The organism is Micromonospora sp. NPDC049282 (assembly GCF_043197045.1).
GTDB lineage: Bacteria > Actinomycetota > Actinomycetes > Mycobacteriales > Micromonosporaceae > Micromonospora.
In genome coordinates, this window is the sequence record NZ_JBICSL010000003.1 from 258,565 (window position 1) to 281,101 (window position 22,537).

23 protein-coding genes and 1 pseudogene are annotated in these 22,537 nt (G+C 71.1%); 8 read left to right on the forward strand and 16 right to left on the reverse strand.

All coding sequences use genetic code 11. The features are described 5' to 3' along the window. Nucleotides 1–80 precede the first annotated feature (80 nt). From narI to ACGFI2_RS07780, 5 genes are all read right to left on the reverse strand, one after another. Nucleotides 81–842 (reverse strand): respiratory nitrate reductase subunit gamma, encoded by a 762-nt coding sequence (narI, locus tag ACGFI2_RS07760; RefSeq protein WP_393512316.1) that lies wholly within the window; start codon nucleotides 840–842, stop codon nucleotides 81–83. Continuing rightward, on the reverse strand, nucleotides 839–1,459 hold the full coding sequence (gene narJ, locus ACGFI2_RS07765; protein WP_393512319.1) for a nitrate reductase molybdenum cofactor assembly chaperone: 621 nt from the start codon (nucleotides 1,457–1,459) through the stop codon (nucleotides 839–841). The genes narI and narJ overlap by 4 nt, the downstream gene beginning before the upstream one ends. Beyond that, nucleotides 1,456–3,153, reverse strand: coding sequence for a nitrate reductase subunit beta (gene narH / locus ACGFI2_RS07770; protein ID WP_393512322.1), 1,698 nt, complete (start codon nucleotides 3,151–3,153; stop codon nucleotides 1,456–1,458). Before narH ends, narJ begins: the two co-directional genes overlap by 4 nt. Further along, nucleotides 3,153–6,818, reverse strand: coding sequence for a nitrate reductase subunit alpha (locus tag ACGFI2_RS07775; RefSeq protein ID WP_393512325.1), 3,666 nt, complete (start codon nucleotides 6,816–6,818; stop codon nucleotides 3,153–3,155). The genes narH and ACGFI2_RS07775 overlap by 1 nt, the downstream gene beginning before the upstream one ends. Before the next feature lie 213 nt (nucleotides 6,819–7,031). After that, entirely contained in the window at nucleotides 7,032–7,472 is a 441-nt protein-coding gene (locus ACGFI2_RS07780) for a hemerythrin domain-containing protein (RefSeq protein ID WP_393512328.1), read from the reverse strand. A gap of 240 nt (nucleotides 7,473–7,712) precedes the next feature. On the opposite strand from ACGFI2_RS07780, the gene ACGFI2_RS07785 reads away from it, so the two are divergent. After that, complete coding sequence (locus ACGFI2_RS07785; RefSeq protein WP_393512331.1) at nucleotides 7,713–8,420, forward strand: helix-turn-helix transcriptional regulator; 708 nt, start codon at nucleotides 7,713–7,715, stop codon at nucleotides 8,418–8,420. A 354-nt stretch (nucleotides 8,421–8,774) separates the two neighbouring features. On the opposite strand, the gene ACGFI2_RS07790 is transcribed toward ACGFI2_RS07785, so the two are convergent. Further along, nucleotides 8,775–9,104 (reverse strand): hypothetical protein, encoded by a 330-nt coding sequence (locus tag ACGFI2_RS07790; RefSeq protein WP_393512334.1) that lies wholly within the window; start codon nucleotides 9,102–9,104, stop codon nucleotides 8,775–8,777. An 88-nt stretch (nucleotides 9,105–9,192) separates the two neighbouring features. Between ACGFI2_RS07790 and ACGFI2_RS07795 the strand changes: the two genes are divergently transcribed. After that, nucleotides 9,193–9,324, forward strand: coding sequence for a hypothetical protein (locus ACGFI2_RS07795; protein ID WP_393512337.1), 132 nt, complete (start codon nucleotides 9,193–9,195; stop codon nucleotides 9,322–9,324). Nucleotides 9,325–9,375: 51 nt separating this feature from the next. Here the strand turns inward: ACGFI2_RS07795 and ACGFI2_RS07800 are convergent, their stop codons facing one another. From ACGFI2_RS07800 to ACGFI2_RS07835, 8 genes are all read right to left on the reverse strand, one after another. Next, nucleotides 9,376–9,969, reverse strand: coding sequence for a gluconokinase (locus ACGFI2_RS07800; RefSeq protein ID WP_393512340.1), 594 nt, complete (start codon nucleotides 9,967–9,969; stop codon nucleotides 9,376–9,378). Continuing rightward, entirely contained in the window at nucleotides 9,959–11,188 is a 1,230-nt protein-coding gene (manD, locus tag ACGFI2_RS07805; RefSeq protein ID WP_393512343.1) for a D-mannonate dehydratase ManD, read from the reverse strand. Before manD ends, ACGFI2_RS07800 begins: the two co-directional genes overlap by 11 nt. Nucleotides 11,189–11,212: 24 nt before the next feature. Further along, a complete protein-coding gene (locus ACGFI2_RS07810) occupies nucleotides 11,213–12,166 on the reverse strand; it encodes a sugar kinase (protein WP_393512346.1) in 954 nt (317 codons plus the stop codon). Nucleotides 12,167–12,254: 88 nt separating this feature from the next. Next, complete coding sequence (locus ACGFI2_RS07815; protein WP_393512349.1) at nucleotides 12,255–12,878, reverse strand: bifunctional 4-hydroxy-2-oxoglutarate aldolase/2-dehydro-3-deoxy-phosphogluconate aldolase; 624 nt, start codon at nucleotides 12,876–12,878, stop codon at nucleotides 12,255–12,257. 5 nt (nucleotides 12,879–12,883) lie between these two features. Then, complete coding sequence (gene dgoD / locus ACGFI2_RS07820) at nucleotides 12,884–14,032, reverse strand: galactonate dehydratase (protein ID WP_393512352.1); 1,149 nt, start codon at nucleotides 14,030–14,032, stop codon at nucleotides 12,884–12,886. 7 nt (nucleotides 14,033–14,039) lie between these two features. Continuing rightward, nucleotides 14,040–14,855 carry a carbohydrate ABC transporter permease gene (locus ACGFI2_RS07825; protein WP_393512355.1) on the reverse strand — a complete coding sequence of 272 codons (816 nt, stop codon included), beginning with the start codon at nucleotides 14,853–14,855 and terminating at the stop codon, nucleotides 14,040–14,042. Then, nucleotides 14,852–15,799, reverse strand: a complete 948-nt coding sequence (locus tag ACGFI2_RS07830) for a carbohydrate ABC transporter permease (RefSeq protein ID WP_393512358.1) — start codon at nucleotides 15,797–15,799, stop codon at nucleotides 14,852–14,854. Before ACGFI2_RS07830 ends, ACGFI2_RS07825 begins: the two co-directional genes overlap by 4 nt. 77 nt (nucleotides 15,800–15,876) lie before the next feature. Continuing rightward, nucleotides 15,877–17,115 (reverse strand): ABC transporter substrate-binding protein, encoded by a 1,239-nt coding sequence (locus ACGFI2_RS07835; protein ID WP_393512361.1) that lies wholly within the window; start codon nucleotides 17,113–17,115, stop codon nucleotides 15,877–15,879. A 184-nt stretch (nucleotides 17,116–17,299) separates the two neighbouring features. Between ACGFI2_RS07835 and ACGFI2_RS07840 the strand changes: the two genes are divergently transcribed. From ACGFI2_RS07840 to ACGFI2_RS07855, 4 genes are all read left to right on the forward strand, one after another. After that, nucleotides 17,300–18,058: a FadR/GntR family transcriptional regulator gene (locus ACGFI2_RS07840; protein WP_393512364.1), complete on the forward strand. Its 759-nt coding sequence runs from the start codon at nucleotides 17,300–17,302 to the stop codon at nucleotides 18,056–18,058. A 198-nt stretch (nucleotides 18,059–18,256) separates the two neighbouring features. Next, nucleotides 18,257–18,691: an NUDIX domain-containing protein gene (locus ACGFI2_RS07845; RefSeq protein WP_393512367.1), complete on the forward strand. Its 435-nt coding sequence runs from the start codon at nucleotides 18,257–18,259 to the stop codon at nucleotides 18,689–18,691. A gap of 34 nt (nucleotides 18,692–18,725) precedes the next feature. Continuing rightward, complete coding sequence (locus ACGFI2_RS07850) at nucleotides 18,726–18,851, forward strand: hypothetical protein (protein ID WP_393512371.1); 126 nt, start codon at nucleotides 18,726–18,728, stop codon at nucleotides 18,849–18,851. Between the two features lie 5 nt (nucleotides 18,852–18,856). Next, nucleotides 18,857–19,117 carry a superoxide dismutase gene (locus ACGFI2_RS07855; RefSeq protein WP_393512374.1) on the forward strand — a complete coding sequence of 87 codons (261 nt, stop codon included), beginning with the start codon at nucleotides 18,857–18,859 and terminating at the stop codon, nucleotides 19,115–19,117. Nucleotides 19,118–19,165: 48 nt separating this feature from the next. On the opposite strand, the pseudogene ACGFI2_RS07860 reads toward ACGFI2_RS07855, so the two are convergent. Continuing rightward, nucleotides 19,166–20,326: pseudogene (locus ACGFI2_RS07860) on the reverse strand (ATP-binding protein); the annotation flags it as partial. A gap of 251 nt (nucleotides 20,327–20,577) precedes the next feature. Between ACGFI2_RS07860 and ACGFI2_RS07865 the strand changes: the two are divergent. Together ACGFI2_RS07865 and ACGFI2_RS07870 are read left to right on the forward strand one after the other, a co-directional pair. Next, entirely contained in the window at nucleotides 20,578–20,952 is a 375-nt protein-coding gene (locus tag ACGFI2_RS07865; RefSeq protein WP_393512377.1) for a hypothetical protein, read from the forward strand. A gap of 6 nt (nucleotides 20,953–20,958) precedes the next feature. Beyond that, on the forward strand, nucleotides 20,959–22,110 hold the full coding sequence (locus ACGFI2_RS07870; RefSeq protein ID WP_393512380.1) for a hypothetical protein: 1,152 nt from the start codon (nucleotides 20,959–20,961) through the stop codon (nucleotides 22,108–22,110). Here ACGFI2_RS07870 and ACGFI2_RS07875 read toward each other — a convergent pair. After that, nucleotides 22,085–22,351, reverse strand: coding sequence for a hypothetical protein (locus ACGFI2_RS07875; RefSeq protein WP_393512382.1), 267 nt, complete (start codon nucleotides 22,349–22,351; stop codon nucleotides 22,085–22,087). The two genes, ACGFI2_RS07870 and ACGFI2_RS07875, sit on opposite strands and share 26 nt — an antisense overlap. Nucleotides 22,352–22,537: the final 186 nt, after the last annotated feature.

Consider the following 22,537-nt stretch of genomic DNA (forward strand, 5'->3'; position numbering starts at 1 on the left):
GTCGGTCCTCCTTGCCGGGTCGGGTCGTCGTCCGCCGGCACCCGCCGGTGGCGGTCGCCGGGCGGTCGAGGCGGCGCTGGTCACCGGCGTGAGCGGGTCCGACCGATGCGCGGGGCGGGCAGCCGGGGCGGGCCCTCCCAGCCCGGCCGGGTCGGCCGAAGCCCTGGCCGGTCGTCCCGGCTGCGGTAGACCACATACGGGCGGGTGGCGTAGCCGACCGGGGCGCTGAACGCGTGGACCAGTCGGGTGAACGGCCAGAACGCGAAGAGCGCGAAGGCGGCCACGATGTGGATCTGGAAGCCCACCGGCACACCGGCCATGATCTCCGGGTCCGGGCTCAGGTAGAACAGCGACCGGAACCACGGGGAGACCGTCTCCCGGTAGTCGTAGCCGGGGCCGGCGACGTTGGCGCGTACGGTCGCCCAGAGGCCCAGCACGATCACCCCCGCGAGGACCACGTACATCGCCTTGTCGTTGCGGGTGGTGGCGGCGAAGACCGGTCCGGTCAACCGGCGGCGGGCGATCAGGATGCCCAGCCCGATCAGGGTGCAGAAGCCGGCCACCGTGCCGACGAACACAGCCATCAGATGATAGGTGTGCTCGGTGACGCCGACCGCCTCGGTCCAGGACTTCGGGACCAGTAGACCGCCGATGTGGCCGACGAGGACCATCAGCACCCCGAAGTGGAACAGCGGGCTGCCCCACCGCAGGACGGTGCTTTCGTAGAGCTGGGAGGAGCGGGTCGTCCAGCCGAACTTGTCGTACCGGTGGCGCCAGATCAGGCCGCCGACCAGGACCGCGATGGACAGGTACGGGTACACCACCCAGAGCAGGATGTTCATCGGCGACCTCCAGTCGTGTCGACCAGTCCGAATGGTTCGAGCCCGACCTGCTCCACCGGTGGTCCGGTGCGGGCCAGCCGGACGGCGGCGGCGATGTCCCCGGGCTGGGCGGGCGGCAGCATCTCGCGGACCGCCTGCACCGCCTGCCGGTACACCGACTTCTCGCGGCCCAGCGCCTCGGTCAGCAGGTCCAGGCCGACCCGGTTCTCCCGCAGCAGTTGCCATCCACCGTCGTCGACGGCGGCCAGGTCGAGCACCGCGGGCAAGAAGTCGGGCAGCTCGCCGTCCACGACGGCCAGCCCGGCCGACTTGTACGCGGCGGCGAAGTCGACAAGCGCCTCGCCGCGGCGGCGGGTGTCGCCGCAGGTGTAGTACGTCAGGTGCAGGCAGCAGCGGCGGCGGAAGTCGAATCGTTCCACGTAGGCGGCCCGCAGGGCGACGGGGGCGGTGGTCGCCCGGTGGGTGACCACCTCGCGCAGCGGGCCGGCCACCGCGTCCGGCAGGCCGTCGAGGGCGACGCGCACGGTGGGCAGCGCCGCCAGCACCTCCTCGTCGGGGTAGCGCAGCAGCAGGGACGCCGCGCGGGCAGCCACCGCCCGCCAGGTCGGCTGGCTCACGGCTTACCTCCGTCGACGTGTTCGGGTTCGGTGCGCGGGGGCGGGAAGAGACCCCGCGGGGTGCCCTTGCCGTCCCAGTTGAGCAGGTTGACCCGGCGTGGTTCGTCGCCCGGGTCGGTGAAGCCCTCGGCGGTCTGCCGGTCGCGCAGCATGTGGAAGTTCTCCACCTGCACCGGCACCGGTGTGCCGGAGGACTCGCCGAACGGCCCCTGGCCGTACGGGCCGCCGCCGCCCATCCCGGGGCCGCCCTCGTAGTCCAGGCTGCACTCGGTGGCGATCTTCTCCAGCCGGTGGGCGTCCTCGGCGTGCGCGGCGGGAATGACGTAGCGCTGCTCGTACTTGGCGATGGCGAGCAGGCGGTACATCTCGTCCATCTCCTCGCCGGTCATCCCGACCGCGGCGGCGATGGACTCGTCGCGCTCCTCGCCCAGGTTGATCCGGCGCTGGTAGGCGCGCATCGCGGCGAGCCGGTTCAGCACCCCGCGCACCGGCTCCGGGTCGCCGGCGGTGAAGAGCTCGGCCAGGTAGTCCACCGGGATGCGCAGGGCGTCGATGGCGCCGAACAGGTTGCCGGCCTCCTCCGCGTCGTGGCCGGTATCGCGCAGCACGTCGGCCACCGGTGACAGCGGCGGGATGTACCAGACCATCGGCATGGTCCGGTACTCCGGGTGCAGCGGCAGCGCCACCTCGTACCTCATGATGAGGTCCCAGATCGGGGACCGCTGCGCCGCGTCGATCCAGTCGTCGGGAATGCCCGCCTCCCGGGCGGCGGCGACCACGGCCGGGTCGTGCGGGTCGAGGAAGACCGAGCGCTGCGCGTCGTACAGGTCGTCCTCGTCCTTCATCGCGGCGGCCTCGGCGACGCGGTCGGCGTCGTAGAGCATCAGCCCGAGGTAGCGCAGCCGCCCCACGCACGTCTCGGAGCAGATGGTGGGCTGGCCGATCTCGATGCGCGGGAAGCAGAAGGTGCACTTCTCGGCCTTGCCGGTGCGGTGGTTGAAGTAGACCTTCTTGTACGGGCAGCCGGTCACGCACATCCGCCAGCCCCGGCAGCGGTCCTGGTCGACCAGCACGATGCCGTCCTCGGCCCGCTTGTAGATCGCGCCCGAGGGGCAGGAGGCCGCGCAGGACGGGTTGAGGCAGTGCTCGCAGATCCGTGGCAGGAAGAACATGAAGGTCTTCTCGAACTCCTGCTTCACCTGGTCGGAGACCTTGGCCAGCACCGGGTCACCGGCGGCGATCTCGTTGCCGCCGGCGAGGGAGTCGTCCCAGTTCGCGCTCCAGGTGATCTTCGTGTCCTCCCCGGTGAGCAGCGACTTCGGTCGGGCCACCGGGGTGTCTTCGCCGGCCGGCGCGTTGATCAGGTGCTCGTAGTCGTACGTCCATGGCTCGTAGTAGTCCTGCATGGACGGCAGCTTCGGGTTGGCGAAGATGCTGAACAGCTTCTTCACCCGCCCGCCCGAGCGGGGCTTCAGCTTGCCGGAGCGGGTCCGCACCCAGCCGCCCTGCCACCGCTCCTGGTTCTCGTAGGTGCGCGGGTAACCCTGCCCGGGGCGGGTCTCCACGTTGTTGAACCAGACGTACTCGACCCCGGAGCGGTTGGTCCACGCCTGCTTGCAGGTCACCGAGCAGGTGTGGCAGCCGATGCACTTGTCGAGGTTCATCACCATCGCCATCTGGGCCATGACCCGCATCAGTACTGCACCTCCTGGGAGCGACGACGGATCACGGTGACCTCGTCGCGTTGGTTGCCGGTGGGCCCGAGGTAGTTGAACGCGAAGGAGAGCTGCGCGTACCCGCCGATCAGGTGGGTGGGCTTGACCAGCAGCCGGGTCAGCGAGTTGTGGATGCCGCCGCGCCGGCCGGTGGTCTCCGACTTCGGCACGTCGATCACCCGCTCCTGGGCGTGGTACATGTAGACCGTGCCCTCGGGCATCTTGTGCGTCACCACGGCCCGGCAGACCACCACGCCGTTGCGGTTCACCGCCTCGATCCACTCGTTGTCCCGGACGCCGATCTTCTCCGCGTCGGCCTCGCTCATCCACATCGTCGGCCCGCCCCGGGACAGGGTGAGCATGATCAGGTTGTCCTGGTACTCGGAGTGGATGGACCACTTCGAGTGCGGGGTGAGGTACCGGACCGTGATCTCCAGTTCCCCGGTGCGGCCGAGTCGCGGCTCACCGAACAGCCTGTGCATGTCCAGCGGGGGCCGGAAGATCGGCAGCGCCTCGCCGGCCTCGTGCATCCAGTCGTGGTCGAGGAAGAAGTGCTGCCGGCCCGTGAGCGTGTGCCAGGGCTTGAGCCGCTCGGTGTTGATGGTGAACGGCGAGTAGCGCCGGCCCCCGTGCTCGCTGCCCGACCACTCCGGGCTGGTGATCACCGGCACCGGGCGGGACTGGGTGTCGGCGAAGGTGATCTGCTTGCCCTCGTGCTCGGCCGCCAGATCGGCCAGCCGTACGCCGGTGCGCTTCTCCACGTCCCGGAAGCCGGCGGTGGCCACCCGGCCGTTGGTGGTCCCGGACAGCGCCAGGATCGCCTCGCACGCGTGCGTGTCCCGGGCCAGCGACGGCCGCCCGTCGGCGGCGCCGCCGCGGACCTCGCCGTTCTTGTGGCGCAGGTACTCCACCTCCGGTCGGACATCGACCGAGAAGCCCTTGCCGGTGGTGCCGAGGGTGTCCATCAGCGGTCCGAGCGCGGCCATCTTGTCGGCGATCGCGCCGTAGTCCCGCTCGACCACCACCAGCTTCGGCATGGTCCGGCCGGGCACCGGTGTCTCGCCGGTGACCGCCCAGTCCCGGACCCGGCCGTGCGGCGTCGCCATCGCGTCGGGGGTGTCGTGCAGCAGCGGCGCCGCGACCAGATCCTTGCGTACGCCCAGACGTGGCCCGGCGAGCGCGGAGAACGCCTTCGCGATGCCGTGGAACGCGTCGAAGTCCGTCCGGGTCTGCCACGGCGGGTTGATCGCCGGGGTGAACGCGTGCACGAACGGGTGCATGTCGGTGCTGCTCAGGTCGTGCTTTTCGTACCAGGTGGCGGCCGGCAGCACGATGTCGGAGAAGAGCGTCGTGGAGGTCATCCGGAAGTCGAGGCTCAACAGCAGGTCGAGCTTGCCTTCCGGCGCCTCCGTCCGCCAGGTCACGTCCTTCGGCCGCAGCTCCTCCGGCGCCTCCTCGGCGCGCAGGTTCGCGTCGGTGCCGAGCAGGTGGCGCAGGAAGTATTCGTTGCCCTTCGCCGACGAGCCGAGCAGGTTGGCCCGCCAGACGGTCAGCACCCGCGGCCAGTTCTCCGGCGCATCCGGGTCGGTGCAGGCGAACCTCACGTCTCCCTGGCCGAGCCGCTCGGCGACCCAGCCCCCCGGATCGTCCGGCCGGGCGGCGAGCGCCTCGTCGGCCAGCTTCAGCGGGTTGCGGTCGAACGTCGGCATCGACGGCATCCACCCCGACCGGGCCGACTGGGCCAGCAGGTCCATGGTGTGCTTGCCGGCGAACACGCCGGTGCCGGTGGGAGAGGAGACCACGTCGGCGGAGTAGGTGTCGTAGCGCCACTGGTCGGTGTGCACGTACCAGAAGGCGGTGCCGATCATCTGCCGCGGGGGGCGTACCCAGTCCAGGCCGAAGGCGAGCTGCGCCCAGCCGGTCGCGGGACGGCACTTCTCCTGCCCGACGTAGTGTGCCCAGCCGCCGCCGTTGACGCCCTGGCAGCCGGTGAGGGTGACAAGCGCCAGGATCGCCCGGTAGGTGGCGTCGGAATGGAACCAGTGGTTGGTGCCGGCGCCGAGCAGGATCATCGACCGGCCGCCGGATCGCTCGGCGTTGTCGGCGAACTCCCGCGCGACCCGGGCCACCTGCGCCGCCGGGACCCCGGTGATCGGCTCCTGCCACGCCGGCGTGTACGGCGCGTCGACGTCGTCGTAGCCGGTCGGCCACTGCCCCGGCAGGCCGTTCCGGCCGACCCCGTACTGCGCCAGCAGCAGGTCGAACACGCTGGTCACCAGTTGACCGGCGACCGTGCGGGTGGGCACGCCCCGGCGCAGCACCTGCGGGGTGTCCGTGTCGAAGCGGGGCAGCTCGACCTCGACCGCGTCGCCCGCGTCGAGGCAGGTCAGCGCCGGCTCCAGGTCGCCCAGGTCGAGGTTCCACTGGCCCTGCTGTTCGCCCCAGCGGTGACCGAGGCTGCCCCGCGGCACGGCGGGCGCGTCGGTGGCGGAATCCCAGAGCACCGTCCGAAAGGCCGCCTCCTTGTCCGTCTCGCCCAGATCGTCAGCGGTGAGGAACTTGCCCGGCCGGTACGCCCCGTCGGCGCCCGGCTCGAGGGTGACCAGGAACGGCAGGTCGGTGAACTTGCGGACGTAGTCGACGAAGCGTGGGGTGCGCCGGTCGACGAAGAACTCCTTGAGGATGACGTGCCCCATCGCCATCGCCAGGGCGCCGTCGGTGCCCGGCTGGGCGGGCATCCACTCGTCGGCGAACTTGACGTTGTCGGCGTAGTCGGGGCTGACCACGACGACCTTCTGGCCCCGGTAGCGCGCCTCGGCCATCCAGTGCGCGTCCGGGGTGCGGGTCACCGGGACGTTGGAGCCCCACATGACGAAGTAGGAGGCGTCCCACCAGTCCCCGGACTCGGGCACGTCGGTCTGGTCGCCGAAGACCTGCGGTGAGGCCACCGGCAGGTCGGCGTACCAGTCGTAGAACGACAGCATCGACCCGCCGAGCAGGGACATGAAGCGGGCGCCCACGGCGTGCGACACCATCGACATGGCGGGGATGGGGGAGAAGCCGGCGACCCGGTCCGGGCCGTACTCGGCGATCGCGTGCACGTGCGCGGCGGCGACCATCTCCTGGGCCTCGTCCCAGCCGATCCGCACCAGGCCACCCTTGCCGCGGGCCTTCTGGTAGCGGCGGCGGCGTTCCGGGTCGCCCTGGATGTCCGCCCACGCGGCCACCGGGTCGCCGAGGCGGCCCTTGGCCTCCCGGTACATCTCCACCAGCACCCCCCGGGCGTACGGGTAGCGCACCCGGGTGGGGGAGTAGGTGTACCAGGAGAAGGCGGCGCCCCGGGGGCAGCCCCGCGGCTCGTACTCCGGTCGGTCGGGCCCGACGCTCGGGTAGTCGGTCTGCTGCTGCTCCCAGGTGATGATGCCGTCCTTTACGTACACCTTCCAGGAGCACGAGCCGGTGCAGTTCACCCCGTGCGTGGAGCGGACCACCTTGTCGTAGGACCAGCGGTCCCGGTAGAAGGCGTCCGCCTCCCGGCCGCCGATCTGGTGCAGCGTCCGGCCGTCGGCGGAGACCTCGGCCCGGCGCACCAGGCCGCCCACCGACAGCAGCGCCCGCCCCGCACCTTCGGTCGCTCGCGACATACGCCTCATTCCTTCGATAGAGAAGCCGTGATGCCACCATTCCGATGGGCGCGCCGACGCGCAACCGCCCGGCCGGGGGCGTCGTGGCAATCCTGCCGGTGTACTACTTCGCCAACCCGGGCCGAAGGTCCCGAGATCAGCAGGGTGGTACCTGCGGGCTCGGGGCGGAACTTCGGTTCCGGCCCGATGACCGTGGTCCCTTGTCCCGCCGGCTCACCTGGCCGTCTCGGCCGTCGGGGTGATCCGGTTCCAGGCCGGGAACGGCAGCGCGATCACCGCGGCCGGGAAGAGGCCGTGTTCCTCGTTGTCGATGTGCCGGTGTAGCCGGTCGAGGGCGGCCAGCACCCCGGGCCAGTCCGGGTCGGCCCGGTCGACACCGCCGAGCACGCCGTGGATGTCGTCGTGCTCCGTGCAGAGCTTCGCCACCGCCTCGGCCAGGCTGCCCTCGGCCCGCAGCTCCGCGAAGAGGCCGTCCTCCTCGGCGGCGGTGTGCGGCATCAGCAGCGCGAGCAGCGCGTCGAGCGCCGCCGCTGCGTCGGCGCCGCCGGCCCGCACCGCGGTGCGGAGCCGGCCCGCCGCGTTCGCGATCGCCTCGTGCTCGGCCGAGAGCCGGCCGATCAGCGGGAACTCCCGACAGCCGCAGTAATTGCACATGAGCGTTCAACTCCTGACCACGAGGGGTGGGCGGTTCCATCGTGCGTGCCGTCAACCCGGGTCAGCAGGGCCGAACGGCCCCGGTGCGCCGGAACGGCCGGCCCTGACCCCACCGTCCGGGGGTCGATGCTCAGGGTCGGGGCCGGCTCGTCAGCCGGGGCCCGGTCACCGCCCGGAGCGTGCGGCGGACAGGGAACCCTCCAGGTTTTGTGGGCCAATGACGTTGTAACGTTATCTAACGTGGAAACCCCAAGAACAGGGCCGGTCGGCGAGATCATCGACCCGCAGCGTCACCGGGCCCTCGGCACCGCCAGCCGAGCCTCGATGCTGGAGCTGGTGCGGGCCGCCGACGCCGGCATGACCATCGCCGAGGTGGGGGAGCGGACGGGTCTGCACCTCTCCACCGCACGCGCCCACCTCGACCGGCTGGTCGACGCCGGGCTGCTGGTCAAGGCGCGGGCCAGTGGCGGCCAACCCGGACGGCCGGCGTGGCGCTACCGGATGGCCATCGCCGAGGCGCCGGCTCCCGCGCCGTACCGGGCGCTCGCCGCCGCACTGCTCGACCACCTGTCGCGGCGCGGCCACGGCGACGTCCGGACCGAGGCCACCCGTGCCGGCCACGACTGGGGACGTCACCTCGCGGCCGCCACCCCGCCCGGCAGGGAGCCGGTCGACACGTTGTTCGACGTCCTGCGCGGGCTGGGCTTCAGCCCTCGCCGGCACCCCACGGCCGACGGGACGACCGAGATCCACCTGCACACCTGCCCCTTCCTGGAACTGGTCAACCGCAACCCCGACGCGATCTGCGCGCTGCATGTCGGCGTCGTCCGCGGCACGCTCGAACACGCCGGCGCCCCACCGGCCGGCGCCGTGCTCGAACCCTTCGGCGCGCCCGACGCCTGTGTGGTGCGGCTGGCCCTGCCCGATGCCACCGGAGAGCCGGCATGAACTCCCGGCCGGCCGCCGTACGCTGCCGGCTCCCCGCCCTCGCCGCCGGCGGGGTCGCCCTGGTGAGCGGCCTCTACGCAGCCCGTGCCTTCGGTCGGGCCGGGCAGTCGGCCAGAGTTCGGAGGTTTCCGCGCGGCTCGACGACGAGCGGCGGATGACTGAGGTCCTCTCGGTGGTCCGCGGGCTGCCACCGGCCGAGCGGGCGACGGTGGCGTTGTGCCTGTGGTCCGGCGTGTCGTACCCGGATGCGGCATCCGTGTTGGAATCAGTGCGGCGGCGGTGCGGTCGAGGGTGAGTCGCGCGCGCAGGCGTTAGCCATGATCGGAGGGTGACCGCTGCCCCGGGCGTGGGTCGTCACTCGCGGGTCAGCCCCGGTGGTAGCGCGTCCTCGTCGGGTCGGACCCGGCGGGCATTTGCCACGGGGTCGCGTTGGAGGGTGTGGATCACGGGTGTCGGGCCGCCGACGCAGGTCCAGGTGTCGTCCCAGAGCGCGGAGACCAGCCATGACCGGTCGGCGGGGAAGAACAGGTCGGGTAGAGCGCCGTGCGGGTGGCGGATGTGCCCATCGGTGCGCCAGGTGAGGGCTTGCTCGGGGCCGGCCTGGACCAGCACGTACGGCCAGTTCCAGCCCACGTCGGCGGCGGCGCCGACGCGCCAGTCCCGTCCGTCCTTGTTGACCCGCACACCGCTATTCAAGCCGCTGCCGGGTGGTTCGCGTAGGAATCAGGCCGGTCTCGGAACGGCAGCCGGCGGCCAGCCGTCATGGGCCACCATGCCGTACGCCTGCCCCGCGCTCATGACGGCCGCCGCCGGCCGGACGGCAGACCTGCGGCTGATCCGGTTGGCCGGTGCGACCCGGAAGCAGGTCATCTGGCTGGTCACGGCCGAGCCGCCCTGGTGGTGATGATCGGCGCGCTGCTCGGCGGTGCTGTCGCGTTCGTTGCCGACCTGGCGGTCACTGCGCCGTCGTCCCGCGCGGTCTCCCGTCGGCGTCGCCGGGTGAACCGGTGCCGACGAATGTCCGTCGGGGCAGGTCGAGCCGGTCGACCGCCGCGACGACCAGTTCCTCCGGTGTCGCGGCCACGTCCAGCACCACCCCGGGTTCGTCGGGCGTCAGGTCCTCAAGGGTGGCCCGCTGGGAGTCGAGCAGACTGGCCGGCATGTAGTGCCCGACCCGCCCGGTCATCCGGGCCCGGATCAGCTCGGCCGGGCCGGCCAGGTGCACGAACTCCACGCTGGGCGGTCCCTGGCGCAGCACGTCCCGGTAGGAGCGCTTCAACGCCGAGCAGGCCAGCACCGTGGACACGCCCTCGGCGTGCCGGCCGGCCATCCAGGCCGCGAGGTCGCGCAGCCAGGGCCAGCGTGCCGCGTCGTCCAGCGGGATGCCGGCGCGCATCCGGGTCACGTTGGCCGGCGGGTGGAACTCGTCCGCCTCGGTGAAGACCAGTTCGGTCAACTCGCTGATCCCCCGCGCCACCGTTGTCTTGCCCGCCCCGGACACGCCCATCACCACCACGTGCCGGGTGGGCAGGCGACGGTCACCAGTCATGGACCGTGCCGTCCTTGAGCCGGTTGAACGGCAGGTACGCCGGCTGGTACGGGAACCGGCCCGCGGCCTCCTCGTCGAGTTCCACGCCGAGTCCGGGCTGCTGTCCCGGGTGCAGGTACCCGTCGGCGAAGGTGAACGACTGCCGGAACACCTCGTCGGTGAGCGCCCCGTGCCGCATGTACTCCTGGATGCCGAAGTTGTGGATGGCCAGGTCGAGGTGGAGCGCGGCGGCCATGCCGACCGGGGAGATGTCGGTCGGGCCGTGGATGCCGGACTTGATCTGGTACTGGGCGGCGTAGTCGAGCAGCTTCCGCATGGCGGTGATGCCGCCGGTGTGCGTGACGGCGGAGCGCACGTAGTCGATGAGCTGTTCGCGGATCAGCGTCTGGTAGTCCCAGACGGTGTTGAAGACCTCGCCGATGGCCAACGGGGTGGTGGTGTGCTGCCGGACCAGCCGCAGCGCCTCCTGGTTCTCCGCCGGGGTGCAGTCCTCCAGCCAGAACAGGTCGTACGGCTCGAGCGCCTTGCCCAGCTTGGCGGCCTGGATGGGGGTCATCCGGTGGTGCCCGTCGTGCAGCAGGGGCAGATCGGGGCCGAACTCGTTGCGAACGGCCTCGAAGACCCCCGGCAGGTGCCGCAGGTACGAGCGGGTGTCCCAGTCCTCCTCGGCGGGCAGCGGCGTGCGCTGGGCAGGCTCGTAGTCGTAGCGCTTGCCGTCGATGCTGGGCTGGGCGGCCACGCCGTAGACGGCGTTGATGCCGGGCACCGAGGTCTGCACCCGGATGGCGCGGAAGCCCTGCTCCAGGTGGTGGCGGATGGAGTCGAACAGCTCGGGCAGCTCCCGCCCGGAGGCGTGCCCGTAGGCCAGGATCCCGGTCCGGGAGGCACCGCCCAGGAGCTGGTAGAGCGGCATTCCGGCGGCCTTGGCCTTGATGTCCCAGAGGGCGACGTCCACGGCCGCGATGGCGGCCATGGTGACCGGCCCCCGCCGCCAGTAGGCCGAGCGGTAGAGGAACTGCCAGGTGTCCTCGATCTGATGCGGGTCGCGCCCGATCAGCAGCGGGACGACGTGGTCGGCCAGGTACGACGCGACGGCCAGTTCGCGCCCGTTGAGGGTGCCGTCGCCCAGTCCGGTGAGTCCCTCGTCAGTTGTGATCTTGAGGGTGACGAAGTTCCGGTCGGGACTGGAGACGATGACGTCCGCGGCGACGATCTTCATGCCGGTGCCTTTCTCGAGGGGATGTCAGCGCAGCGTGCTGCCGGGCTGCACGTCGTTCAGGAGGGACAGTTCGTCGCGGCGTGGCAGGGTCTCCCAGTCGCCGTGGCCGCCGACGACAAAGGCGCCCAGGGTGACCGCGCGGCGCAGCCGCCCGGCCAGGTCGAGACCGTCGAGGTGGCCGGAGAGGTAGCCGGCGGTGAAGGCGTCCCCCGCGCCGACGGTGTCCACCGCCGTCACGGGCACCGCCGCCGCGTGCCGCACGCCCCCCCGGGTGTACGCGCGGGCGCCGTCGCCGCCGAGCTTCACCAGCACCGTCGACACGCCCCGGTCCAGCAGCTCGGCGACCACGGTCGGCTCGTCCGCGCCCGGCGTGCCGACCAGGTCCAGCTCGTCGGCGGAGGCGACCACGACCGAGGCGTGGCCGACGATGTCGGCGAGCGCGGCCCGCGCCGCGTCCCGGCTCCACAGTTTCGTCCGGTGGTTGACGTCGAGGCAGACCAGCGTCCCGGACCGGGCGGCGGTCTCGGCCGCCCACCGGGTGGCCTCCCGGGCACCGTCGGACAGCGCCGCGGTGATCCCGGTCAGGTGCAGCACCCGGGCACCGGCGGCCAGGGCGGGCCGCAGGTCCTCGACGGACACCGCCGAGCCGGCCGAGCCGGCCCGCTGGTAGATCACCCGGGTCAGGTCGGCGGTCCGCCGTTCCAGGAACATCAGCCCGGCCGGGCGGTCCGGGTCGCGGACCACGTGCTCGAGGCATACCCCCTCGGCGCGCATCTGCCGGAGCAGGAACTCGCCGAGTTCGTCGGCGCTGACCCGGCCGGCGAACGCCGCGCGGTGGCCGAGCCGGGCCACCCCGACGGCCACGTTGGCCTCCGCCCCGGCCAGGTGCGGGGTGAGCGCGCCACCGGTGACGATGGGCCCGGCCGTGCGCAGCGAGACCAGGGCCTCGCCGAAGGTGAGCAGGTCGACGGCGGTCATGACGCGGTGGTCGGGTAGCCGCCGGCGCGCGGTCGCGCGGCGGACGGGCGGGTGCCGCGCGGGGGCGCGGCGGTCAGGCCGGCGGCGCTCATGCGACGGCGGCGAGGTAGGCGCGGGCGCGCTCGCGCAGGGCGTCGAGGTCGCCGCCGGAGGCGGCGTCACCGACCAGCGGGCCGCCGACGCCGACCGCGATCGCGCCGGCGGCGAAGTAGCCGGGCAGGTCGGCCAGGCCGACACCGCCGACCGCCACGAAGGGGATGTCCGGGAACGGGTCGCGCACCGCCTTCAGGTACGCGGGGCCACCCACCGACGCCGGGAACAGCTTGATCGCCGACGCCCCCAGCCGCATCGCGGTGTACGCCTCGGTCGGGCTGAACGCCCCGGCGGCCACCGGCAGCCCGCGCCGGGCCGCCTCGGCGATCGACTCGACCACCGCCGGCGTCACCACGAACTGCGCGCCGGCCGCCGCCACCTCGGCGACGTCCGCGGCGGTGAGCACCGTGCCGGCGCCGACCAGGGAACCGGCCGGCGCGACCGCGCGCAGCGCCTCGACGGCCCGCGCCGCGTCCGGGGTGGTGAGGGCCACCTCCACGATCCGGACGCCCTCCTCCAGCAGGGCGGTGCCGGCGGCGATCGCGCCGGCGGTGTCGGTGCCCCGGATGACCGCGAGGATCCGGGCGCCGGCGAGTTCAGTGACGAGATCGACAGTCATGTTGTTCACCATTCCGCGTAGGAGCCGTCGGGGTGCCGCCAGGTGGGGCTGCGCCAGGCGTGGCCGCGCTTGTTCGCCGTCCGCACCGCGTGTTCGTCGATCTCGATGCCGAGGCCCGGCGCGGTGAGCCGCTCGACGTACCCGTCGACGAAGGTCAGCGGGGTCTTGTCGAGGCAGTAGTCGAGCACCTCGGCGCCGAGGTTGTAGTGGATGCCGATGCTCTGTTCCTGGATCAGGTAGTTGGGCGTGGCGAAGCCGACCTGCAGGCAGGACGCCAGGGCGATCGGGCCGAGCGGGCAGTGCGGGGCGAGCTGGACGTCGTACACCTCGGCCAGCGCGGCGATCTTGCGGACCTCGGTGATGCCGCCGGCGTGCGACAGGTCCGGCTGGGCGACCGCGATGCCGGCCTGCAGCACCGGCAGGAACTCCTGCCGGTTGTAGAGCCGTTCCCCGGTGGACACCGGGGTGGTCGTGGCGCGCACGAACTCGCCGATCAGGTGCGAGTTCTCCGGCACCACCGGCTCCTCCAGGAAGAACGGCCGGTACGGCTCGAGCAGCGGGGCGACCCGCCGGGCGGTGGCCAGGCTGAACCGGCCGTGGAAGTCGACCGCGACGTCCCGCTCGTCGCCGAGCACCTCCCGGGCGGCGGCCACCCGCTGGACCACGCCGTTGAGCTCGGCGACCGAGGCGACCGGGCTCATCCGCCCGGACGCGTTCATCTTCACGGCGGTCAGCCCTGTCTCGACGGCGGCGCTGATCTGGTCGCGCACCTCGGCGGGCTCGTCGCCGCCGACCCAGCCGTAGACCCGGATCCGGTCGCGGACCGGGCCGCCGAGTAGCTGGTGCACCGGGGCGCCGAAGTGCTTGCCGGCGATGTCCCACAGCGCCTGGTCCAGCCCGGCGACGGCGCTGGCCAGGATCGGCCCGCCCCGGTAGAACGAGGCCTTCGTCAGGACCTGCCAGTGGTCCTCGATCCGCAGCGCGTCCCGGCCGATCAGCAGCTCGCTGAGCTGCTCGACGGCGGTGCGGACGGTCTCGGAGCGGCCCTCGCAGGTCGCCTCGCCCCAGCCGACGATCCCGGAGGACGTCTCGACCCGGACGAACAGCCACCGCGGCGCGACGAGGAACGTCTCCACCCGTGCGATCGTTGTCATGGTGTCCTCAGCCCTTCGTGGCGCCGGCGGTGAGCCCGGAGACGATGTACTTCTGCACGAACAGGGCGATCACCATGATCGGCAGGGTGACCACGGTGGCCGCGGCCATCAGGCCGCCCCAGTCGATGCTGGCGTAGCCGACGAAGTCGAAGATCGCCACGGGCAGGGTCTTCGTGTCCGCGCCGGAGAGCACCAGGGCGAACATGAAGTTGTTCCAGGAGAAGATGAAGGACAGGATGCCGGCGGTGGCGACGCCGGGCACGGACAGCGGCAGGGTGATCCGCCGGAACGCGCCGATGTGGGTCAGCCCGTCGACCAGCGCCGCCTCCTCCAGGTCCTCCGGCAGGCTGTCGAAGAAGCCCATCATGATGTAGACGATCAACGGCAGTGACACGAACATGTGGCTGAGGATCAGCACGGTGTACCCGCCGACCATCTGCAGGTTCGAGAAGACGTAGTACCAGGGCACCAGGAGCGACACGCCCGGGATGATCCGGGCCATCAGCACCACGAGCGCTGATTTCTTCATGTTGAACCGGCTCATCGAGTAGGCGGCCGGCACCCCGAGGACGAGCGAGAGCAGCGTGGCGGCGAACGCCACCCACAGGCTGTTGCCGATGAACTGGACGTAGTTGGCCCGCTGGAGCACGTTGTCGTAGTTGTCCAGGGTGGGCGAGAAAACAACGGCCTTGCCGGTGTCGTAGATGTCGACGTTGGTCTTGAACGACGCGGCGATCATCCAGAGCAGCGGCGCGATCAGCGCCAGCACCACGACGGCCAGGGCAACCGCCCGGAAGACCCTGAACGGCTTGCTCGGCTTCATCGGTCCAGCCCCTTCTTGCGGTAGGTGAGGGCCCACATCACCCCGATGATGATCAAGAAGAAGATGATCAGGACGGTCGATGAGACGCCGTAGTCGTTGTAGTCGAAGCTCAGCCCGTACGCGTAGACGTTGAGCGTCTCGACCTCGTGGAACGACCCGCCGCCGCGACCCTTGGTCGCGTAGAGGATGTCGAAGGTCTTCAGCGCGTCGATGCCGCGCAGCAGGATCGCGACGATCACGGTGGGCATCAGCAGCGGCAGGGTGACGTGCCGGAACCGCTGCCAGGTGCTGGCGCCGTCGATGAGGGCGGCCTCCTGCGGCTCGTCCGACAGCGAGGTGAGGCCGGCGAGCAGGATCAGCACCACCATCGGGGTCCACTGCCAGATGTCGATGAACATCGTCGTCGGCAGGGCGCTGCTCTGCCCGGACAGCCAGGGCTGCGGGCCGATCCCGACCCAGCTGAGCACCTCGTTGGCCATGCCGATGCTGGGGTCGAAGATCAGCCGCCACATCATGCCGACCGCCACCGGGGTGGCGACCAGGGGCAGCAGGATGGCGACCCGGACCCACCGCTCGCCGCGGAACGGCCGCCACAGCAGCAGGGCGATCGCCATGCCGAGCGCGACCTCGACGGCGAGCACGACGCCGGTGAACAGGACGGTGCGCCACACCGCCGGCCAGAACCGGTCGGTGTCGGCGAGCACGTCGAGGTAGTTCTGGAACCCGATGAACTCGCTCTCGGCGCGGACCGAACCCTCGGCGTCGGTGAGGCTGAGGTATCCGGTCCACGCCACCGGAAAGATGATCAGCACGGCGACGAACGCCATGGCGGGTGCCGCGAAGAGCCACTTGCGGTGCGCGTTGGCCCAGCGCGACCAGCCCGAATCGGCCGGGCCCGCGCCGGCCTGCGGCGATCTGGCGACTGGTGTGGTGACGGCTGACATGAGGTCTCCGAGTGCTCAGGGCCGGGACCCGGCGCGGGACGGCGGAGCCGGTCTGGCCCCGCCGTCCCGCGGTCGGGTTACTTCGCCTCGTCGTCGAGGAACTTCTGGAACGCCTCGTTCGCCGCGTCCGCCGAGGCGGCCGGGTCCTTGCCGGTGATCGCGTCGACGATCGGCTGGCCGACGATCTCGCGCGCCTGGGCGACCTTCACGACCAGCGGACGGTCGTGGCCGACGCCGTTCGCGGTGCTGGCCGTGGTGGCCTCGGCGAGGTCCTTCGGGTAGGTCGCGATGGCCTGCGGGTTGGCCCAGACCGAGGCACGGGCGCCGGGGACGCCGGCCTCCTGCTGCGCCAGCGACTGCTCCTTGCCGGCCGCCCACTGGATGAACTTCCAGGCGTTGTCCTTGTTCTTCGACTGGTCGTTGATGCCGAGCGCCCAGGACGGGACGTTGTAGGGCTTCGAGCCGGCCGGGCCGGCCGGGAAGGCCGCAAAGCCGACGGTGTCGGAGACCTTCGACTTGGCCGGGTCGGTGGCGTTCTTGTAGAGCGAGTTGGCCTCGGTGTAGAAGGCCGCCTTGCCCTGCGTGAAGATCGCCATGGCCTCGGACCAGCTCATGTCGGTGCTGACGTTGTCCGGGCCGTGCTCGCGCAGCAGCCCGCCGTAGTAGGCGTACGCCTGCTTGGCCTGCTCGGTGTTGACCGAGGCCTTGCCGTCGGCGTCGACGAAGTCACCGCCGAAGCTGTACAGGAAGCTGGAGAACTGGGTGACGGCGGCCGACTTGCCGGTCCGGGCCACGAAGCCCGCGACCCCCGGGTTGTCCGCCTCGACCTTGGCCGCCTGCGCCTTGAGCTCGTCCAGACTCTTCGGCGGCGCGTCGAAGCCGGACTTCTTCAGCAGGTCCTTGCGGTAGTACAGGACCTCCGACTCGGTGATGATCGGCACGCCGACCACCTTGTCCTCGTACGTGGTGGCCTGCACCGGCCCGGCCTGGAAGTCGCTGAACTCGAAGGCGCTGTCCGACTTGGACCGCTCGGTCAGGTCGGCCAGGTACTTGTTCTTGCCGAACTGCTTGCCCTCCTGCAACGGCCGGTACATCATCACGTCGAGGTCGCTGGACCCCGCGTTCAGCTTGACGTTGTACTGGTCCGAGAGCTGGTCCTCGCCGAGCTGGGTCACCTCGACCTTGAGGCCCGTCTGCTTCTCGAACTCCGGCAGGGCCTTCTTGATGTTCTCCGTCCAGACGTGGTTCACCAGCGTCACGCGCACGGTCTTCGAACCGCCGCCGTCCTCTCCGCCGCCGCAGGCGGTCAGGCCCATGGCGACCACCACGGCCAGAGACGTACCGATTATCGATCGACGTCGCACGTCATCTCTCCATTTCTCGTGGTCGCCGCCCCGGGGGAAGAGCGCCACAACGCTGTAACGTCCGCTTAAGCAGGCGATGCTAGGCCGAAAAAGCTGATTTATTCAAGGGGTTGACCCAACTGATATGATCCTTGGCGTGGAACCGTACTCCTCCGGGGTCGTCGGCGCCCAGCCCGGTCCGGCCGAGGTCGGGCTGCACGCCCGCGTCCTCGAACACCTCGGCACCGCCATCTGCGGCGGAGAGTTCGCCCCCGGGGCGGTCCTCAACATCGACGACCTGGTCGACCGGTACGAGGTCTCCCGCTCGGTGGTCCGCGAGGTGCTGCGTGTCCTGGCATCGATCGGGTTCATCGAGACCCGCCGACGGGTCGGGGTGACGATCCGGCCCGCGCACGACTGGAACGTCTTCGACCCGCAGGTGATCCGATGGCGGCTGGCCTCGGCGAGCCGGCTCGCCCAGCTCCGGTCCATCACCGAGCTGCGCACCGCCATCGAGCCGCACGCCGCCCTGCTGGCGGCCAGCCGGGCCGGTCACGACGAGGCGAGCGACCTCGTCGGGCTCGCGGCGAAGATGTGGGCCGCCGGCAAGGCCGGCGACGAGGAGCGCTTCCTGCGCCTGGACATCGAGTTCCACCGGCGGGTGCTGCTCGCCTCCGGCAACGAGATGTTCGTCCGCCTGCAGGACCTGGTCGCCGAGGTGCTCACCGGCCGGCACAAGCACCACCTCATGCCGCACCACCCGCACGAGCAGGCGCTGCACCTGCACGCCGAGGTGGCCCAGGCGATCCAGCGGCACGACGGCGAGCGCGCCCGGCTGGCGATGGTGCAGCTCATGGAACAGGCGTTTGAGGAGATGCGGTCCCTCTGGGAGCAGACCGCCGAGCCCGTGCGATGAGCTGACCCGCCCTCGGCGGGTTCAAGCACCCCCACCCCCCGCCGCGAACGGTCGGCGGCCCCGGCGGCGAGCCGGTCACGGCTCGCCCGGCACCGGCTGGGTGAGCGCGAAGCAGCCCAGGAAGCCATCTTCGGCCTGCCCGACCCGCACTTGCCAGACCCCGGGCAGCCGCATCAGGAATGAGCAGAGGAAGACGCCATGCCCGAGAAGGTGATCACCAATAAGGTTCTCTGCTACGTCGTACGCGATGGGCACTTGCTCGTCTTCCGGCACACCGACTTCAGCTACGAGGAGGTGGGCATCCAGGTGCCCGGCGGCAGCGTCCGCCCGGGTGAAGACCCGGCGGACGCGGCGCTGCGCGAGGCCCGCGAAGAAGCCGGACTGACGAGCTTCACCGTCGTGCGCAAGCTGGGGGAGATCGAGTACGACATCAGCCCGCTCCGCTTCGAGATCCAACGTCGCCACGTCTTCGAGCTGGCGCTGCACGAGCCGACGCCCGAGCGGTGGGCGAGCCAGGAAGACCACGACGGCGAGCAGGAGCCCACCCGGTTCGAGTGCTTCTGGATACCGTTACGGGCCGCGCACGTCCTGCAGGCCGGCCAGGGCGCCCTCGCGGGCCGGTTGTTCGACTGACCAGGAATCCCAACAGCGGCGACCAGGGGAAACAATGCGGGAAGGCGAACTACGGGATCTGGTCCAGCGCAGCCCGTGGCTGATCCGGGCGCTGGGCGTCGTCCGGGACTCCGTCACCGTCCGGTTCGACGCCGCCCGCGCCGCCGCGCCGAAGCTCTGACCGGCGTGACCGGCCCGGTCCCGGTCGCCACCGACCTCGTCCAACGCGCCGCCGGGGTCATCGCCGCCCGCCACCGCGGTGACCTCGCCGGCGCGGAGGCGCTGCTCGCCTCGTTCGACAGCGACCAGGCCCGCACGCTCGGCTTCTACCTCCTCGCCGACCTCGCCCTGGGCCTGGTCCGTGCGCAGACCGGGGAGTCCCTGGACGACCTGGTTCGGGAACTGACCCTGTTCGTGGCCGCCACACCGCCGCCCCCGCCCGGCTGACGGGCATGCCCACTCTCGTGCCGGGAGCGGCCTACGGAAGGGGCGAGGTCAGGATGGTGGCGGTGCGGAAGTCTGCCACAGTGCGCTGACCGGCAGGGCGCGGAGTTTGTCGCCGAACGGCAGCGTGGAGGTGCCGGTGTAGAGGACGATGCCGGCGATGAAGTCGTCGCCCAGACGGTCGGCGAGTCGGCGTAGTCCGCGGAAGTCGTCGGGTCCGACGGTGGTGGCTGCTTTGACCTCGATCCCCACGACCTGGCCCGCTCTGTTCTCAAGCACCGCGTCGACTTCGTACCTGCTCTGGTCGCGGTAGTGGGACAGGTCGACGGGCTGCTCGGACCAGGTGAGCTGGCGAGAGAGTTCGGACAGGACGAATGATTCGAGTAATGGGCCGAATGGTGCGCCCGGCCGGAGCAGCGCCCGGGCGTCGGTCGCGGTCTCGTTGGCGGCGACACCCGAGTCGACGAAGATCAGTTTCGGTGCGGCGGTGGCGCGGGTGCCCAGGTTGCGGGACCAGCCGGGGATCCGCTTGATCAGGAAGATCTCCTCCAGAGCCTGGAGGTAGCGGGCGATCGTCGGCCGGCTCAGTCCGAGTGCGGATTCGAGGGAGTTGGCGGCGATGATGGTCGCGGATCTGGCCGCGAGGAGGCGTACCAGTTTGCGGAGTTCGCCCTTGTGCTGGATGTCGGACAGTTGCCGGACATCGCGGTCGATGAGCGCTTGGACGTAGGCGTCGAGGAACCGTTGGCGGCGGCGCGGATCGGTGCGGGTGGTGGCCTCGGGTAGGCCGCCGCGCACGATTCTGGCCGCGTAGTCGGCGCGGGTCACGTCGGACTCGTGTCGCAGGTCAGGGCCGAGCGCAAAGATGGCATCGACGAATCCGTCCGGCGCTTGGTCGAGTTCGCCTTGGGACAGCGGCCAGAGTTCGACGGTTTCCATCCGGCCGGGCAGGGCGTCCGGGGCGGCCACCATGCCGAAGAGGCGGGACGAGCCGGTGAGCAGGTACCGGCCAGGGCGCGGGTCCTCGTCGACGGCTGCTTTGATGGCCAGTAGGAGCTCCGGGGCGCGCTGGATCTCGTCGACGACCAGGAGTTCGGAGGAGTCCACGAAGCCGACCGGGTCAGCGATCGCCGCCGCCCGGTCCTGTGCCCGGTCAAGGTCGCGGTGCTCGGCGAGACGATCGCCGGCGACGATGCGGACCAGTAGGGTTTCGATCTGCGAGGGCCTTCGCATTTGATTTGCGGCAAGAAGGCGTTAGAAATGCGGCGGCTCGGTGTTCGATTTGCGCGGCCTCTGGGGCTTTGTTGCAACGGTCTACCGCTATGTCACGTTGTTGCGGGTGATGGCGAGTTCGGGGAAGGTGTCCTCCCAGCGCTGGCGGAGCTGGGATGGCAGCCAGAGGGTGGGCCAGAGCCGTCGGAGGAGGTCGGCGTCGAAGATCGACGAACTCGGTCACCGAACCCATGCCGACCATCCTCGCGCATCAGGCTCCGAACACCCCGACACCGGTCGGTTATCCTCCGCCGATGGCATCGAAGGGGACCGCCACACTTGAGGCGATGATCGAGAAAGCCACCGTCGACACGGATGGTTACGAGGACGAGCGCACCGGCCTGTTCACCATGATCGAGGAACATCTGGCGGTGCCGTTCACCACCACCGTCCTCGGTGTCGAGGTCACCGTGCGGAAGGTCGAGCTGACCGCGGACAGTATCGCTGCGGTCTGCGTTCAAGGCCGCCACCGGCAGCGGGTCGGCCTTCTCGACCTGCCGCTCCCCACCCCGCCACCGGGCGGCACCGCGTGGATCGACGCCTACCGGCACTGGGCCGGAAGTTAGGTCACGATGAGCGAGTACCAGTACTACGAGTTCATCGCCGTCGACCGGCCCCTCACCGGCCGGGAGCGGGCCGAGCTGCGGTCGCTGTCGATCCGGGCCGACATCACCGCCACCAGCTTCGTCAACACCTACGAGTGGGGCGACTTCAAGGGCGACCCGCGCACGCTGATGGAACGGTACTTCGACGCGCACCTCTACCTGGCCAACTGGGGCACCCGCCAGCTCATGCTCCGGCTACCGAAACACGTGCTCGACCCCGCCACCGTCGCCCAGTACTGCCAGGGCGACAGCGCATCCGCGTGGATCGCCGGCGAGCACGTCATCATCGACCTCCACGACGAGGACGAGGACGGCACCGACGAGTGGGACCTCGACGGCCACGGCCTGCTCACCTCCATCATCCCGGTCCGGGCCCGCCTCGCCGCCGGCGACCTGCGCCTGCTCTACCTGGCCTGGCTCCGCTGCGTACAGTCCGAGGACATCGCCGACGACGAGCCCGAACCGCCCGTCCCCGCCGGCATGGGAACCCTCGACGCGCCCCTCACCGCCGTCGCCGAGTTCCTGCGCATCGACCCCGACCTGATCGCGGCCGCGGCGGTCGGGTCGTCGCCGGCCGCCGCTGGCGAACCGACCGCCGCGCAACTACGGACCTGGGTCGTCGGGCTGCCCGCCCGGGACAAGGACGCCATCCTGACCGACCTGATCACCGGCGGCGACAGCTACCTCCGCAGCCAACTGCTGCTCCGCTACCGCGCCGCGCGCCCCACCGACGCGTCCACCCCGGCAGCCGCCCGTACCGCCGGGGACTTGCTCGCCATCGCCGGGGAGCTGCGCGCCCAGCGGGAGCGGCGGGACGCCGAGCAGCGCGAACGCGAGCGGGCTCGCCGGGAACGGTCCGCCGCAGCCGCCCGGCAACGGCACCTCGACACCCTCGCAGTCGACCAATCCGCCGCCTGGCAGCGGGTCAACGAACTCATCGCCACAAAGAAGCCCCGCGAGTACGACACCGCGGTTCAGCTCCTCGTCGACCTGCGCGACCTCGGCGAACGCGACGGAGACAGCTCATCGTTCCGACACCGGCTGGCCGAGCTACGGGCAGTGCACGCCCGCAAGCCCAGCCTGCTCGAACGCCTCAACCTCGCAGGCCTCGACACCTGACGCTTGGATCGTCGCGCCGGCGACGCGGATCGAGGGTGCTCAGGAACGTGGCCAGCTCGCGTGGCCTGTCGACAGGCGGGCGCGGGTAGGCGGCCAGCACCGCGTCGGCGACCGGCCACAGCCACCGCCGCCGGACGCCGAGGACGAGCCCACCCTGGCCGACGAGATCGGCGCGGCGCCAGCCGTTGCCGGCGAGGAACGCGTCGGCGAGCGCGGTGGCGAGGACGTGGATCGTGGTCACGACTGGGCCGGTGGTGGCAGCGTGTCCCGACGATGCCCGGTCGTGCGGGTGCACAGGCTCGCGGAGCGTGCCGACGCACCTGTGGTGTGGTGCCGAGGTGAGTGTCGCGTCCCCGGGGTTGCCCCGGAGACCGTGACCGGACCCCACGTGGGGGGCCGGCCTGGTCAGCTCGGGACACGCTGCCAT

Coding starts and splice junctions, on each gene's coding strand:
- ACGFI2_RS07870 (WP_393512380.1), top strand. CDS start 20,959: ATGAGCGAGTACCAGTACTACGAGTTCATCGCCGTCGACCGGCCCCTC.
- ACGFI2_RS07845 (WP_393512367.1), top strand. CDS start 18,257: ATGCCCGAGAAGGTGATCACCAATAAGGTTCTCTGCTACGTCGTACGC.
- ACGFI2_RS07800 (WP_393512340.1), bottom strand. CDS start 9,969: ATGACTGGTGACCGTCGCCTGCCCACCCGGCACGTGGTGGTGATGGGC.
- ACGFI2_RS07780 (WP_393512328.1), bottom strand. CDS start 7,472: ATGTGCAATTACTGCGGCTGTCGGGAGTTCCCGCTGATCGGCCGGCTC.
- ACGFI2_RS07865 (WP_393512377.1), top strand. CDS start 20,578: ATGCCGACCATCCTCGCGCATCAGGCTCCGAACACCCCGACACCGGTC.
- ACGFI2_RS07835 (WP_393512361.1), bottom strand. CDS start 17,115: ATGGGCCTGACCGCCTGCGGCGGCGGAGAGGACGGCGGCGGTTCGAAG.
- narH (WP_393512322.1), bottom strand. CDS start 3,153: ATGCGGGTCATGGCCCAGATGGCGATGGTGATGAACCTCGACAAGTGC.
- dgoD (WP_393512352.1), bottom strand. CDS start 14,032: ATGACAACGATCGCACGGGTGGAGACGTTCCTCGTCGCGCCGCGGTGG.
- ACGFI2_RS07810 (WP_393512346.1), bottom strand. CDS start 12,166: ATGACCGCCGTCGACCTGCTCACCTTCGGCGAGGCCCTGGTCTCGCTG.
- manD (WP_393512343.1), bottom strand. CDS start 11,188: ATGAAGATCGTCGCCGCGGACGTCATCGTCTCCAGTCCCGACCGGAAC.
- ACGFI2_RS07815 (WP_393512349.1), bottom strand. CDS start 12,878: ATGACTGTCGATCTCGTCACTGAACTCGCCGGCGCCCGGATCCTCGCG.
- ACGFI2_RS07850 (WP_393512371.1), top strand. CDS start 18,726: ATGCGGGAAGGCGAACTACGGGATCTGGTCCAGCGCAGCCCGTGGCTG.
- ACGFI2_RS07775 (WP_393512325.1), bottom strand. CDS start 6,818: ATGTCGCGAGCGACCGAAGGTGCGGGGCGGGCGCTGCTGTCGGTGGGC.
- narI (WP_393512316.1), bottom strand. CDS start 842: ATGAACATCCTGCTCTGGGTGGTGTACCCGTACCTGTCCATCGCGGTC.
- ACGFI2_RS07830 (WP_393512358.1), bottom strand. CDS start 15,799: ATGTCAGCCGTCACCACACCAGTCGCCAGATCGCCGCAGGCCGGCGCG.
- ACGFI2_RS07825 (WP_393512355.1), bottom strand. CDS start 14,855: ATGAAGCCGAGCAAGCCGTTCAGGGTCTTCCGGGCGGTTGCCCTGGCC.
- ACGFI2_RS07795 (WP_393512337.1), top strand. CDS start 9,193: ATGCCGTACGCCTGCCCCGCGCTCATGACGGCCGCCGCCGGCCGGACG.